The sequence below is a fragment of the Rhodopseudomonas sp. NSM genome (genome assembly GCF_052445935.1).
Lineage (GTDB): Bacteria > Pseudomonadota > Alphaproteobacteria > Rhizobiales > Xanthobacteraceae > Rhodopseudomonas.
Genome location: NZ_JBQTCH010000003.1, coordinates 578,220 through 592,228, shown reverse-complemented (window position 1 = coordinate 592,228; position 14,009 = coordinate 578,220). Strand labels below are relative to the sequence as shown.

13 protein-coding genes are annotated in these 14,009 nt (G+C 65.3%); 7 read left to right on the top strand and 6 right to left on the bottom strand.

The genetic code is table 11. From position 1 onward, the window contains the following. Positions 1-16: 16 nt before the first annotated feature. From ACTZWT_RS11070 to ACTZWT_RS11040, 7 genes are all read left to right on the top strand, one after another. Positions 17-487, top strand: a complete 471-nt coding sequence (locus ACTZWT_RS11070) for a 3-hydroxyacyl-ACP dehydratase FabZ family protein (protein WP_444769719.1) — start codon at positions 17-19, stop codon at positions 485-487. Beyond that, positions 480-1,682, top strand: a complete 1,203-nt coding sequence (locus ACTZWT_RS11065; RefSeq protein WP_444769718.1) for a beta-ketoacyl-ACP synthase — start codon at positions 480-482, stop codon at positions 1,680-1,682. The genes ACTZWT_RS11070 and ACTZWT_RS11065 overlap by 8 nt, the downstream gene beginning before the upstream one ends. Positions 1,683-1,710: 28 nt before the next feature. After that, positions 1,711-2,991 carry a beta-ketoacyl-ACP synthase gene (locus tag ACTZWT_RS11060; RefSeq protein ID WP_444769717.1) on the top strand — a complete coding sequence of 427 codons (1,281 nt, stop codon included), beginning with the start codon at positions 1,711-1,713 and terminating at the stop codon, positions 2,989-2,991. A 34-nt stretch (positions 2,992-3,025) separates the two neighbouring features. Further along, the gene (locus ACTZWT_RS11055; protein WP_444769716.1) at positions 3,026-4,048 is read left to right on the top strand and encodes a zinc-binding dehydrogenase; all 1,023 of its coding nucleotides are present in this window, start codon (positions 3,026-3,028) and stop codon (positions 4,046-4,048) included. After that, positions 4,048-4,980 carry a lipid A biosynthesis lauroyl acyltransferase gene (locus tag ACTZWT_RS11050; RefSeq protein WP_444769715.1) on the top strand — a complete coding sequence of 311 codons (933 nt, stop codon included), beginning with the start codon at positions 4,048-4,050 and terminating at the stop codon, positions 4,978-4,980. Before ACTZWT_RS11055 ends, ACTZWT_RS11050 begins: the two co-directional genes overlap by 1 nt. Before the next feature lie 110 nt (positions 4,981-5,090). Next, positions 5,091-6,257, top strand: coding sequence for a diguanylate cyclase (locus tag ACTZWT_RS11045; RefSeq protein WP_444769714.1), 1,167 nt, complete (start codon positions 5,091-5,093; stop codon positions 6,255-6,257). 499 nt (positions 6,258-6,756) lie between these two features. Continuing rightward, a complete protein-coding gene (locus ACTZWT_RS11040; RefSeq protein WP_444769713.1) occupies positions 6,757-8,547 on the top strand; it encodes a B12-binding domain-containing radical SAM protein in 1,791 nt (596 codons plus the stop codon). Positions 8,548-8,559: 12 nt separating this feature from the next. Here the strand turns inward: ACTZWT_RS11040 and ACTZWT_RS11035 are convergent, their stop codons facing one another. From ACTZWT_RS11035 to ACTZWT_RS11010, 6 genes are all read right to left on the bottom strand, one after another. Beyond that, the gene (locus ACTZWT_RS11035) at positions 8,560-9,672 is read right to left on the bottom strand and encodes a polyamine ABC transporter substrate-binding protein (protein WP_444769712.1); all 1,113 of its coding nucleotides are present in this window, start codon (positions 9,670-9,672) and stop codon (positions 8,560-8,562) included. A 9-nt stretch (positions 9,673-9,681) separates the two neighbouring features. Beyond that, entirely contained in the window at positions 9,682-10,836 is a 1,155-nt protein-coding gene (locus ACTZWT_RS11030; RefSeq protein ID WP_444769711.1) for an aminotransferase, read from the bottom strand. Positions 10,837-10,843: 7 nt separating this feature from the next. Next, positions 10,844-11,167, bottom strand: a complete 324-nt coding sequence (locus ACTZWT_RS11025; protein WP_444769900.1) for a rhodanese-like domain-containing protein — start codon at positions 11,165-11,167, stop codon at positions 10,844-10,846. 240 nt (positions 11,168-11,407) lie between these two features. Then, positions 11,408-12,229 carry an OmpA/MotB family protein gene (locus ACTZWT_RS11020; protein WP_444769710.1) on the bottom strand — a complete coding sequence of 274 codons (822 nt, stop codon included), beginning with the start codon at positions 12,227-12,229 and terminating at the stop codon, positions 11,408-11,410. Between the two features lie 30 nt (positions 12,230-12,259). After that, on the bottom strand, positions 12,260-13,033 hold the full coding sequence (locus ACTZWT_RS11015; RefSeq protein WP_444769709.1) for a motility protein A: 774 nt from the start codon (positions 13,031-13,033) through the stop codon (positions 12,260-12,262). A 220-nt stretch (positions 13,034-13,253) separates the two neighbouring features. Next, positions 13,254-13,973, bottom strand: coding sequence for an RraA family protein (locus ACTZWT_RS11010; RefSeq protein WP_444769708.1), 720 nt, complete (start codon positions 13,971-13,973; stop codon positions 13,254-13,256). Positions 13,974-14,009 lie beyond the last annotated feature (36 nt).

Sequence of the window (14,009 nt, the reverse complement as noted above, 5' to 3'; positions counted from 1 at the left end):
GAAAGCCGCCCGCGCCATGAACCTCGAATACTTCCATCTGATCGATCGGATCGCCGAGCTTCGTATCGAGCAACGCAGCATCACGGTCGAAGCGCTGGTGCCGCAGACGAGCACGATCTTCGAAGGTCATTTCCCCGGCTATCCGCTGATGCCGGGCGTGCTGCTGATCGAGACGATGGCGCAGACATCGGGCTGGCTGCTGATCGCGCTGATGCAGTTCCAGCGCATGCCGTTTCTCGCCGCGGTCAAGGAAGCCAAGATGCGCAGCTTCATCACGCCCGGCGAGACGCTGTCCGTCGAGGCCAGTGTGATCCACGAGGGCTCGGGCTACACCATGACCGAGGCGAACATCAAAAGCGGCGGCAAGCTGGCGTGCAACGCGACGCTGACCTTCCGCCACGTGCCCTTCCCTCATCCGGATCTGCGCGGGCACATGGAAGTGATGGCCAGACAGATCGGATTTCCGGAGCAGATGATCCATGGCTGAGACGTCGCACAAACAACCTGTGGAAGCCTGGATCACCGGCATCGGTCTCGCGACCTCGTTGGCCGAAGGCCTCGACGCGCATTGGGACGCGCTGGCGCAGCGCCGCGTCAACGTCGACACCACCGGCTTTGCGCCCTACATCGTCCATCCGCTGGCCCCGCTGAGCTTCGACCAGCAGATCCCCAAGAAGGGCGATCAGCGCCAGATGGAAGCCTGGCAGCGGATCGGCACCTATGCGGCCGGCCTCGCGCTGGATTCGGCGGGCATCAAGGGCAACAGCGAGATCCTGTCCCGAACGGACATGATCGTCGCCGCCGGCGGCGGCGAGCGCGACCTCGCGGTCGACTCCGCGGTGCTCAACTCCGAGGCCCACGGCGATTCTCCGCCCGGCGCACTCAATGAGCGGCTGATGAACGACCTGCGGCCGACGCTGTTTCTGGCGCAGCTTTCCAACCTGCTCGCCGGCAACATCGCCATCGTCCACGGCGTCACCGGCTCGTCGCGCACCTTCATGGGCGAGGAAGAAGCCGGCGTCGACGCAGCAAGGATCGCGCTGGCGCGCATCGCCGCCGGCCAGAGCGACATCGCGCTGATCGGCGCCGCGCAGAACGGCGAGCGCAAAGATCTGCTGATGCTCTACGAATTCGGCGACTTCAATCTCAAGGACAACTACGCGCCGGTGTTTTCGCGCGGCCCCAAAGGCGGCTTCGCGCTCGGCTCCGGTGGCGCCTTCCTGGTGATCGAGTCGAAGGCGCATGCGCAGGCGCGCGGCGCCAGGCCCTATGCGCGGCTGACCAATGTCGTCGCCGACATGTCGCGCCGGCGCGCGCCGGGCGACGTCACCGCTTCGATGGACAAGCTGTGGACGCAGCTCGGCCCGTTGCACGACGACGCCGCGATCATCACCGGCGCGACCGGCGCGGAGCCGGCGACCGCGGAAGAAGCCGCGTTCCTGCGCGCGCATGGCGCTCATCCGGTCCGCGCGACGGGCACGGCGTTCGGGCACGTCATGGAAGCGCAGTTTCCGCTCGGCATTGCGCTGGCGGCGCTGTCGCTGTCGCGCGGCGCGCTGTTTCCAGCCAACGATCCGAGCGGGCTGGAGATTGAAACCGCGACGGCCCCGGACCAGATTGTGGTGGTCGGCGCCGGCCATTGGCGCGGCGAAGGCATGGCGCTGGTCGAGGCCATTCGGTGAGCTCGACCGACCGAGCGAGGGGAACGCGATGACCGCGACGCACGACAAATTCGGCAGGCCGATCGTGGTCGTCACCGGCATGGGCGTGGTGACGTCGCTCGGCGCCGGCAAAACCGACAATTGGGCCAGGCTGACCGCCGGCGAGTCCGGCATCCGCACCATCACGCGGTTTCCGATCGAAGGCCTGAAAACCACCATGGCCGGCACCGTGGATTTCGTCCCGGTGGAGCCGTTCTCCTCCACCGTGCTCGGCGAAAAGCTCGCCGACATCGCCACCGAGGAAGCGATCGCGCAGGCCGGCATCGGCCGCAAGGGCGACTTCCCCGGCCCGCTGTTTCTCGCCGTGGCGCCGGTCGAACTGGAGTGGCAGCCGCGGCAGGAACTGGCGCGCGCCACCGGCGCCAACACCGCGATCGACTACGACGCCCTGCTCCGCGTCAGCGGCGGTGGACGGTTCACGAACTATCACCACCGCTTCCAGTTCGGCTCGGTCGCCGATCATCTCGCCGAGACGTTCGGCACCAAGGGCTCGCCGATTTCGCTGTCGACCGCCTGCGCCTCGGGCGCGAGCGCGATCCAGCTCGGCGTCGAGGCGATCCGCCGCGGCGAAGCGGACGCCGCTTTGTGCGTCGCCACCGACGGCTCGGTCAACGCCGAGGCCCTGATCCGGTTCTCGCTGCTGTCGGCGCTGTCGACCCAGAACGACCCGCCGCAGGCCTCGGCCAAGCCGTTCGCCAAGAACCGCGACGGCTTCGTGATGGCGGAAGGCGCCGGCGCGCTGGTGCTCGAAAGCTACGAATCCGCGGTGGCGCGCGGCGCGGCCATTCTCGGCGTCGTCGCCGGTTGCGGCGAACTCGCCGACTCGTTCCACCGCACCCGCTCGAGCCCGGACGGCAAGCCGATCATCGGCTGCATCAAGAAGACGCTCGCCGACGCCGGCCTCGGCGTCGAGCAGATCGACTACATCAATGCCCACGGCACCGGCACGCCCGAAAACGACAAGATGGAATACAACGGCATCTCCGCGATGTTCGGCGAACGCGCCTCGACGATTCCGGTGTCGTCGAACAAGTCGATGGTCGGCCACACACTGTCCGCCGCCGGTGCGGTCGAGGCGATCTTCTCGCTGCTGACGCTCGAGCATCAACGGATTCCGCCGACCATCAATTACGACGTGCCGGATCCGCTGATCCCGCTCGACGTCGTGCCGAACAAGGCGCGCGACGCCCGCGTCACCGCGGTGATGTCGAACTCGTTCGGGTTCGGCGGCCAGAACGCTTCCCTGATCCTGACGCGCGAGCCGGTCTAGCCGCGCCAGGACGCAACTTCTTCGGACACGATTCATGCGCGCGCTCACTCTCGTTGCCGATCGCGATCTCGCGGTCTCCGATCTGCCGCCTCCCCCGCCGCCCGCGGCCGGCGAGGTGCAGATCCGCGTCGCCGCGGTCGCGCTCAACCACATCGACGTCTGGGGCTATCGCGGCATGGCCTTCGTCAAGCGCAAGCTGCCTATCGTGGTCGGCGCCGAAGCGTCGGGCACGATCGAGGCGGTCGGCGACAGCGTCACGCGCTTTGCACCCGGTCAGAGAGTCGTGATGTATGGCGCGCTGACCTGCGGTCACTGCAAGGCCTGCCTCGAAGGCCGCGATAATTTCTGTGAGAATGTCGGCGGACTGATCGGCTTCCACGTCGACGGCTTCGCGCGCGAACTGATGAACATCCCGGCTCGGCTGGTGATCCCGGTGCCGGACGGCGTGAGCCTGCGCGACGCCGCCTGCGCGCCGATCGCGTTCTCCACCGTGCAGCACATGCTGTTCGACAACGCCAAACTGCAGCCGGGCGAGACCATTCTGGTGCATGCCGGCGGCTCGGGCATCGGCACCGTCGCGATCATGATGGCGAAGGCGATCGGCTGCACCGTGATCACCACGGTCGGCGACGACAGCAAGATCGAAGGCGTCAAGAAGCTCGGCGCGGACTACGTCATCAACTACCGCAACGACCGCTTCGAGCACGAGACGCGAAAGATCACCAAGAAGAAGGGCGTCGACGTCGTGTTCGAACACGTCGGCGCCGACACCTTCAACGGCTCGCTGCTGGTGATGAAGCGCGGCGGCCGGCTCGTGACCTGCGGCTCGACCTCGGGCCCGACCGCGACCATCAATCTGATGCAGCTGTTCCAGCAGCAATACCGGATCTTCGGCTCGTTCGGCGCGACGATGAAGAACATCGCCGAGAGCCTCGACAAGATGGCCGCGGGGATGCTGCCGGTGATCGACACCGAAGTGCCGCTCGACGATGTCGGCGCCGCGCTGAAGCGGATGGAAAGCCGCCAGGTGTTCGGCAAGATCATCGTCCACTTCTGATGAAACTACACCTGCTCCGCGCCAAGCTGCGTGCGCAACGCGCAGCCAAGACCGCGCTCGGCAATGTCGCGGGCTCGGCGGCGATCGGCGCACTGCATCTGGCGCGGAAGTTCGATCCGACCAAGACCGCCGACTTCTTCGGCGCCCTGGTGCGCAAGCTCGGCCCGCGGCTGCCCGAGCAGCGCATCGGCCGCGCCAATCTCACCGCCGCCTTCCCCGAGAAGTCGCCCGAGGCGATCGAGGCGATCCTCGCCGGCGTCTGGGACAATCTCGGCCGCGCCGGGGCGGAGTTCGCGCATCTGGATTCGGTGTGGGACTACGACCCCGATCATCCGGAACAAAGCCGCATCGAAGTCACACCGCGCTCGCTCGAACTATTCGAGAAATTGCGCACCGACGGAAAGCCGGCGCTGATCTTCGCCAGCCATCTCGGCAATTGGGAACTGCCGGCGGTCGCCGCAGTCGCGCATGGGCTCGACACCGCCGTGCTGTATCGACGTCCGAACATCGAGGCGGCCGATCGCATCGTCGAGGAAATCCGCTCGGTCAAGATGGGCCAGCTCATCGCCGCCGGCGGCACCGCGCCGTTCAAGCTGGCGCAGGCCCTGCAAGAGGGCAAGCACGTCGGCATGCTGATCGATCAGCACTACACCAGGGGCGTCGACGTCACCTTCTTCGGCCGCACCTGCAAGGCGAATCCGATGCTCGCGCGACTGCTGCGCCAGATCGACTGCCCGCTGCACGGCGCCCGCGTCATCCGCCTGCCCGGCCACCGCTTCCGTGCCGAACTCACCGACGAGATCCAGCCCGTGCGCGACGCCGACGGCCAGATCGACATCCAGGGCACGATGCAGGCGGCGACCTCGGTGATCGAAGGCTGGATCCGCGAGACACCGGAGCAGTGGCTGTGGCTGCATCGCAGGTGGCGTTAGTCGGTCGGGTCGACGCCTGAGTTAGCCGTGCATTAACTACCTACTCCGAATTTCGCTCGCCCATCTACAGGTTGTTGTCGGTCGCCACACAACCGATAGTGTATTGATCGATGCGCGTCGCGGAGGCGATCACCATGCAGAGTGGTCAAGGACCGGTGGGGGAAACCGAAGGGTCGAACGGATCGAACGCGGATCCGGCAGGATTCGCGCGCCTGAAGCGCGAGCTGACCGAAGCCAAACAGGCCCTCGAGACGCTCTACAGCGCCCTCGACAACGTCGATAGCGGCCTGCTGATCCTCGACCGAGACCTCCGGGCGATCTACAGCAACCCAGTGCTTCACGTCATGTTCAGGGCCAACAGCACGGAGGAGATCCGGACGGAGCGGCCGCGGTATGCGGACATGCTCGGTGCCGCTGCCAAAGCGGTCGCGGTGAACCTCGATGACTACGTCGAGCGGCGCCTGGCATGGGTCCGGTCCGGCGATCCGAGACCGATGGATCTGACGATGGCGGACGGGACGACGCTGCGCTGTCATCTGGCCGTCCTGCCCGGCGGAGGGCGAATGCTGATCTACAGCAACGTCACCGACATCGTGCGAAATGCGCAGGAGCTCGAGCGGCTGGCGACGACGGACGGCATGACGGGCGTCTACAATCGCCGCCACTTTATGACCCTGGCGAACCGTGAGTGGGCCAGAGCTCGTCACCATGGATGGCCGGTGTCGTTCCTGATGATCGACATCGATTACTTCAAATCGATCAACGACGGTTTCGGCCACCAGGTGGGCGACGACGTCATCGTGCACCTGGCCAACCTCGCGCGCGGCTGCAAGCGTGAATACGACATTCTCGCGCGGATCGGCGGCGAAGAGTTCGCTCTGCTGATGCCGGAAACGGATATGCAACAGGCACGCAGCGTCGCGGAGCGATTGCGGCGAGAGGTCGCCGCGAACGCAATGGTGGTGGCCTCGCGCCCGGTTTCAGCCACCGTCAGCATCGGCGTGGCGACGTCTACGCCCGCGATGCACGAGGTATCCGATCTGGTCACGGCGGCAGATCGAGCGCTCTACGACGCGAAGCACGCCGGCCGCAATCGGGTGATCTGCCGCGTTCAGCGCGAATGCGCTCCGAGCGTCGCGGTGTTCCATTCTGATCCGCTGTTCGAACAGGCGGGCATCGGTGTGGAAGACGATTGCAGCCGAACCCATCCGGCACCCCGGCTGCCGGAGAGCGGTCACCTCACCGCGCCGTCCTCACCCGCATCCACAGCCGGTTGATGATGCGCTGCGTTGTCGCTTCGCGGGCGGCGATCCGGGCGATACAGCAAGCTGATCAGTTCGTGCAACGCCGCGACCGATCGCGTAGCGGATCTCGACGCCGGTGTTCGCCCCATCACGCCGGCCTGCTTGATATCGCCGGCCCAATCGACCGCTGAGGGCATTTCGGCGACCGAGACGCAAAGTAGCGCCTGCAACGCGTGTGCGCTGGGAACGCTTAGGGCGACTCATGCCCCACGGACCGAGCCAGGCGGCCGTCAACTTGACCCGCGCGCGTATTAACTTCAAACTGATACGATAAATAGGTCGGCGAGGAACGAGGCCTGACATGGAACTTCCAAGGCGTACCCGTGGTGACGAACTGCTGGTCCCTGGCAAGATGACGGCCTTGCGAGAGCGGCTGCGCCATTTTTCCGGGAAGCACGACCTGACGACCGTCATCGCCAGCGCCTTTGATCATAGGACCCGTGTCCTCCCCTTCATTCTTGCCGATACGCGCATGGCCCCGGGTGGCGTGCGGGCGATCGGTTCGGCGCTTGTAGATGTCGGCTTCGACAAGACCCGGATCGTCCTCCAGCAGTGGAACCGGAATTTCAGCCCGCTGCACATGCGCCTCGATGGCCGCATCCCGGACCTTTTCCTGGTGTCGAGCATGCATCTGCATTCGGCGGAATGCGACCGGCTGATCCAGGAAGCCTGCCGGATCGAGCCGGACAAGCGTCCGCTGATCATGGTGGGCGGTCCGCGGATCAGGTACGAACCCTGGCACGTCTTCGGTGCAGATCCGAACGCGAACTGGGCCGCGGACGTCGCCGTCACCGGCGAGGAATATGTCTTTCTCGAATTGCTGGACGTCCTGCTGTCGATGCGGGCGGACGGCGAATCGATGCGGTCGGTGTTCGCGCGCGCGCGCGACAGCGGCGCACTCGATGAAATTCCGGGGATCGTCTACGCGCGCAGAGCGCCACGCGGCGGACCGATCGAGGAGTTGGTCGACACCGGCGTTCAGCGCCTGCTCGGCGATCTCGATGAACTGCCGAGCTCGGTCCACGGCTACAAGCTGCTGGAACCACCCAGCAACGAGATGACGCTGGCGAGCCATGCGTTGCCCGCCAATCGTGTGAGGAAGCACAGCCCGATCGCCGGGATCGTCATGACGGCCGGCTGCAAGTTCCGTTGCTCCTACTGTCCGATCCCCGCCTACAACCAGTCGCAGTTTCGCGCCAAGAGCGGCGAGCGCATCGCGGAAGAGATCGGGCAGATCGCCGAGACCTTCGGCCTCTATCACTTCTTCGGGGCCGACGACAATTTCTTCAACAACACCAAACGCGCGCTCGATATCGCGGGGACCTTGGCCCGCAAGGCCCGGGCCGGCAGGCCGCATTGCAAGATCCGGCTCGGAACCGAGGTCACGGTGCACGACACGGTCGGCATGCGCGATCACCTGCCGCTGATCCGCGACGCCGGCTTCGCAGCGGTGTGGCTCGGCGTCGAGGACATGACCGCGACGCTGGTCAAGAAGGCGCAGGACAAGGACAAGACCGAACTCGCATTCCGGCTGCTGCGGGAGAACAACATTCTGCCGATGCCGATGATGATGCATCACGACAGCCAGCCGCTGGTGACCTGGAAGTCGAACTACGGTCTCATTAACCAGATCAGGTTGCTGCGAAAGGCGGGATCGATCACCACGCAGGTGATGATGCTGACGCCGGCCCCCGGATCCAAATGGTACGAGAACGTGTTCGATTCAGGGATGGCTTTCAGCAAAGCGGGCGACGTCGCGGTCGAGCCGCATATCATGGACGGCAACTACGTCGTCGCCTCGAAGCATGCCCGCCCCTGGCTCAAGCAGGTCAATCTGCTGATCGCCTACACCTATTTCTTCAATCCGGTTCGCTTTTTAAGCGCGCTGATATTCTCGAAGTCGGCGGGGGTGTTCTCGAGCGCCGAGACCAGGCCGGCGGAAGAGGTCAAGGATTACCCGGTCTCCAAGAAGATGCTTCGCCGCGCCGAGCTCCGGGTGCGGGCCCATCTGATCGATGCCGGCGCGCAGATCTACGGCATGATCGGACTGGTCCAGACCTACCGCCGAACGGCGGGATGGGCATGGCGGCTGTTTCGGCAAGATATCCAACGATATGACCGCACGCCCGTCAGTCCGATTCCGATGCGCGGCGTCGGCGGCAAGCCCTCCGATCACGCGCTCCCCGGCACGATCAATTTCAGCGATCTCGGAAAGCCCGCCGTTCGCGAAGCGTCCGCGCGGGACCTGGCGGGGACTGCCTGACCAGGGGCGATTTCACCGTCCCGTCTTGACCCGCGTCCACAACCGGTTGATCACCCGCTGCGTCGCCGCGTCGCGCGCGGTGATCACGAACAGGCGCGACTGCATCGCCTCGTCCGGATAGATCGTCTTGTCGTTCAGCACGCGGGCGTTGACGAATTCCTGGCTCGCCTTGTTGCCGTTGGCGTAGGACAGGAAGTCGGAATTGCGCGCGGCGATCTCCGGACGATACAGGAAGTTGATCAGTTCGTGCGCTTCGGCGACGTTCCGGGCGTCGGCGGGAATCGCCAGATTGTCGAAGAACATCTGCGCGCCCTCCTTCGGGATCGCGTAGCCGATCTCGACGCCGTTGTTGGCTTCGGTGGCGCGCGCCTGCGCCTGCTTGATGTCGCCGGACCAGCCGACCACGAGGCAGATCTCTCCGGTCGCAAGCGCGTTGAGATATTCGGACGAGTGAAACTTGCGCACCGACGGCCGCACCTTGGCGACGGCGTCGGCAGCTTTGTCGAGATCGGCCTGCCTGGTCGAATTCGGATCGAGGCCGAGATAAGTCAGCGCCGCCGGCAGGATATCGTCGGCCGAGTCCAGCATCTGCACGCCGCAGTCCTTGAACTTCGCCAGATTCTCCGGCTTGAACACGATGTCCCAGCTGTCGATCGCCGCACCCTCGCCGAGAATGCGCTTCACCGCTGCGGCGTTGTAGCCGATCCCGGTGGTGCCCCACATGTAGTTCGCGGCGTATTGATTGCCGGGATCGTACAGCGCGAGCTTCTTCGTGACGACGTCCCAGGCGTTCTTCAGGTTCGGCAGCTTCGATGCATCGAGCTTCTGGAACACCTTCGCGCCGATCTGGCGCTGCAGAAAATACGCGGTCGGCACCACGACGTCGTAGCCCGACTTGCCGGCGAGCAGCTTGGTCTCCAGCGTCTCGTTGCCGTCGAAGGTATCGTAGATCACCTTGATCCCGGTCTCGCGGGTGAACTCCTCCAGCACGCCGGGCGCGACGTAGTTCGACCAGTTGTAGAAATTGACCACGCGATCCTGCGCCACCGCCGGCGCAGAGAGGCCTGCGAACAGTGCCAACGTCAGACCGACAAACCGCGTCCGCCGGAAGAATCCGTGTTCCATTCTCGAGCCCTAGCGCCTGTGCACCGCGTCCGACAGCCGCTCGAGAGCGGTGTCGAGCGTCTGATCCTTCTTGGCGAAACAGAACCGCACCACCGAAGTGACCGGCTCTTCCTCGTAGAACGCCGACACCGGAATCGCTGCGACCTTATAGTCGTTGACGATCCGCTTGCAGAACGCCTCGTCGGTCTCATTGAGGCCGAGCGGCGACAGATCGACGGTGAGGAAATAGGTGCCCTGCGACTGGATCACCGGGAAGCCGATGCTCGACAGCCCCTGCGCCAGCCGGTCGCGGCTCTTGGCGAGGTCCTTGCGCATCTGCAGGAAGTAATCGTCGCTCTTGCCGAGTCCGTAGGCGACGGCGACCTGCAAATTCGGCGCCGTGGTGAAAGCGAGGAACTGATGCACCTTGGCTGCCACCCGCAGCAGTTGTGGCGATGCGCAGACGAAGCCGATCTTCCAGCCGGTCAGCGAGAAGATCTTGCCGGCCGAGCCGATCTTGATGGTGCGGTCGCGCATCCCCTCGATCGCGATCAGCGGGATGTGGCCGAGGCCGTCGAAGGTGACGTGCTCCCACACCTCGTCGCAGATCGCCACCGCGTCGAACTCCTGGCAAAACCGCGCCAGCAATTCGAGATCCTCGCGCGGATAGACCACCGCGGCGGGATTGAGCGGATTGTTGAACACGATCGCCTTGGTCTTGTGACTGAAGACCTCGCGCAGCGCCTCCTCGGTGATGCGCCAGTGCGGCGGCTCGAGCCGGACCAGCCGCGGAATGCCGCCGGCCTGCCGGATGATCGGGAGATAGGAATCGTACACCGGCTGGAACACGATGACTTCGTCGCCGGGCGAGACCACCGACAGGATCGCACTCGCCAGCGCCTCGGTCGCGCCCGAGGTCACCATCACCTCGGTCATCGGGTCGAGATTGACGCCGTGCCAATGCGCGTAATGGGCCGCGATCGCCTGCCGCAGTTCGGGGATCCCCATCATCGAGGGATATTGGTTGTAGCCGTTGAGCACGGCATCCGCGGCGGCGCGGCGGATGTCCTCCGGGCCCGGATCGTCCGGGAACCCCTGACCGAGATTGATCGCGTTGTTGTCGCGCGCGAGCTGCGACATCGCCTCGAACACGGTGACGGGCAGATCGGCGAAGATCCTGTTCATCGCGCCATCAGCCGCCCGGCTTGGTCGGCAGACCTGCCGCCTTCCAGCCGAGGATGCCGCCGGCGAGATGCTTGTTGTAGGCGAGCCCGGCCATCTGCGCCGCCTGCGACGCGGTCACCGAGCGCTTGCCGGAACGGCAGGCGAACACGACCTGCTTGCCGGACGGATCGGGGATCAGCTTCGGGTCGAAGCTGGACAGCGGAACCACCACCGCGTCCGGATAGGCTTCCGCGGCCACTTCGTTCGGCTCGCGCACGTCCACCAGCAGATAGCGCCCCTCTGCGATGCCTTTGGCGACGTCCTGCGGCGTCAAATCCTCAACCTGGCCAATCACTCTCGTCTCTCCCGCGATTGCACTTGCTGGACCCAATCGTGCAACAACGAGAACGACGCTCGGCCATTGCATCGCCAAAGTCGCGCCTAGCGCGAGGAAAATCAAGCTTCGGAAAACGGGTGCGGTCATGCTGGCTGGATAGTATGCCGGCGCCCGAAATGCACCGCCCAATTGGTCGAACGCGACCGTCGGATCATGGACCGGCTCTGCCGCCGGGCACTCCCGCCTGGTTCGCGGTTACGGCTTGAGCCCCGGCGGCAGCGCCGGGCTTTCGCGCATCAGCGTGATGGTCACCCGGCGGTTGGCGGCTATCGCGGGGTCCTCGGGGAACAGCGGTTGGGTGTCTGAGCGGCCGGTGACCGCAAAGAAGTGCGAGGTCGGAACGCCTTCGCGTTCGAGAATCTGGCGCACCGCATTGGCGCGGTCCGCGGACAGGTCGAAGCCGTTGTAGTCGCTTCGCGGCGACATCAGCCCCGCCGAGGTGTGGCCGGCGATGGTGAGCCGCAGCGGACTGGCGCGCAGCGGCCCGGCGAGCCGCTGCAGCAGGCGCCGCGTGCGCTCGAACGGTGCCTTGGAGCCGTCGGCGAACATCGCGCGTCCGTCCTGGTCCATGATTTCGAGGTTGAGGCCCTGTTTGGTCTCTTCGAACATCACATTCTTCGAGAGCTCGGCGATTTCGGGCATGTCCTGCAGCGCCTGCCGCAGCGACGCCGAGGCGAGTGCGAACTCGCGATCTTCCTTGGTCTGGATGCCCTCGTCACGCGTCACTTCGCCGGGCGCGGGCTTGCTGGTCGACAATTCGGGATTGACGTGCTCGGTGTTCTTGACCTTGCCGCGGGTCGGCAGGCCGTCGTTTTCGATGATGCCGGAATAGCGGGCGTCGGACTGGACGCCGAAGGCTTCGCGCATCGAGCCTGCGACGACCTTCAGCTTGTCCTTGTCCTGCGTCGAGAACGCCGTCAGCATGACGAAGAACGCAAGCAGCAGCGCCATCAGATCGGCGAAGGTCACGAACCAGCCGTGACCGCCGTGTGCCTCCTCCCGCTTCTTCTTGGCCATGGCGCGCTTTCCGGCTGTTCTCGTCTCCGACTAAGCGGGCACGCCTTCGTCTTCTTCGTGGCGGTGCTTTTCCGGCAGATAAGCGAGTAGCATTTCCCTGACGAGGGTCGGACTCTTGGAGTCCCTGATCATCAGGATTCCGTCGATGATCAGCGTGCGGTTGGTTTCCTCGTCGACCAGCTTGCCATGCAGCTTGTCGGCGATCGGCAGACAGACCAGGTTCGCCACCACCGCGCCGTACAGCGTCGCCAGCAGCGCGACCGCCATGAACGGCCCGAGCTTCGACGGGTCCTGCATGTTGGAGAACATCTGCACCATGCCCAGCAGCGTGCCGATCATGCCGAAGGCCGGCGCGCAGTCGCCGATCGCGCGATAGATCTTCGAACCCTCGTTGAGGTGCAGCAGGAAGTTGTCGCGATCGCGCTCGAGATTGTCGCGGATGAATTCGAGGTCGTAACCGTCGGCGACGTAACGGATGCCCTTCGCCAGAAAGGGATCGTCGGCTTCGACCTTTTCGAGGCCCACCGGCCCGGATTTGCGGGCGATCTCGGCGATCCGGGCCAGTTCGTCGACCAGGTCGCGGGCCGACAGATTGCTCATGGTGAAGGCGAATTTGGCGCCGAGCGGCAGTCCGTGCAACATCGCCGACAACGGAAAGCGGATCAGGGTCGCTGCAAACGAACCGCCGAAAATGACGATGACCGCATGGACGTCGTAGAACATCCCGAAATTGCCGCCCATCAGGATGAGGGACGACACGACGGCAGCGCCGGCGACCAGGCCGACAAGTGTGGCGATATCCATCTTGTACTCCGACACGCGCACGCACGCGCCAGCCCGCGCTGACGGCGGCGCAACGCATTCTGCGCTGCGCGGCCTCACCCTAAGCAACCGCCATTAAAGACGCGTAAAGGTTAAGCGTCGGGGGGAACGCTTGCTGCAACAAACGATATCGCCGGCGCTGCCGCGTGCCGCGCCGTACTACGTCAACCTTCTGATAACCATTGCAGGTCGATCGAGTGACTCAGTGAATCTCTCCGGACCGGATCAGCGCCTCGCGCAGCCGCTGCAGCGAAAACGAAGGATCGCGCGCGATCGCGAGTATCGGCACCTCGCGCCGGGCGCAGAGTTCGGCGGCTGCCGGCAGTTTCTCGGCGAGGTGATGCGGGATCACGATCGCGCCGTGACTGTCGGCGTGGATCAGGTCGCCGTCATGCACGGTCATGCCGGCGACACGAACCTCGGCGGCAAAGCCGGTGACGTGGACGTGGCCATGTGACGGACCGATCGAGCCGGCGAGCGCCTGGAAGCCCGGTGCCCATTGCGGGATATCGCGGACGGAGCCGTCGGTGATCACGCCCAGACACCCCAGCGCCTGATGCACCGCGCTGTTGACCTCGCCCCAGAATGCGCCGAAGCCGACGTCCGGGCCGTCGATGTCCTGGATCACGCTGATCCGCGGACCGTGCCCGGAGCCGACATACTCGTAATACGCCATCCGTTGCGCCTGCTGCTCGGCCGCGGGCAGACCCGAGGCGACCGTGGCGCGGATGGTCGCGGTGCGGGCATAGCCGACGATCGGCGGCAATTGCGGAAACGGACACACCAGCGGGCGCGTCGTGAAGCCGATGGCGCGGCGCTCCGGCGCAACGATTTCCATCGCATTGCAGATCGTCGGCGTGTCGTACCGCGTGAGCGCTTCGAGCACGGCAGCGGGCACAGATCCGGAGTCGGATTGGGGCACGGGCTTCCTCCAGCGTCGCCGCACCCGGCCGTCTCG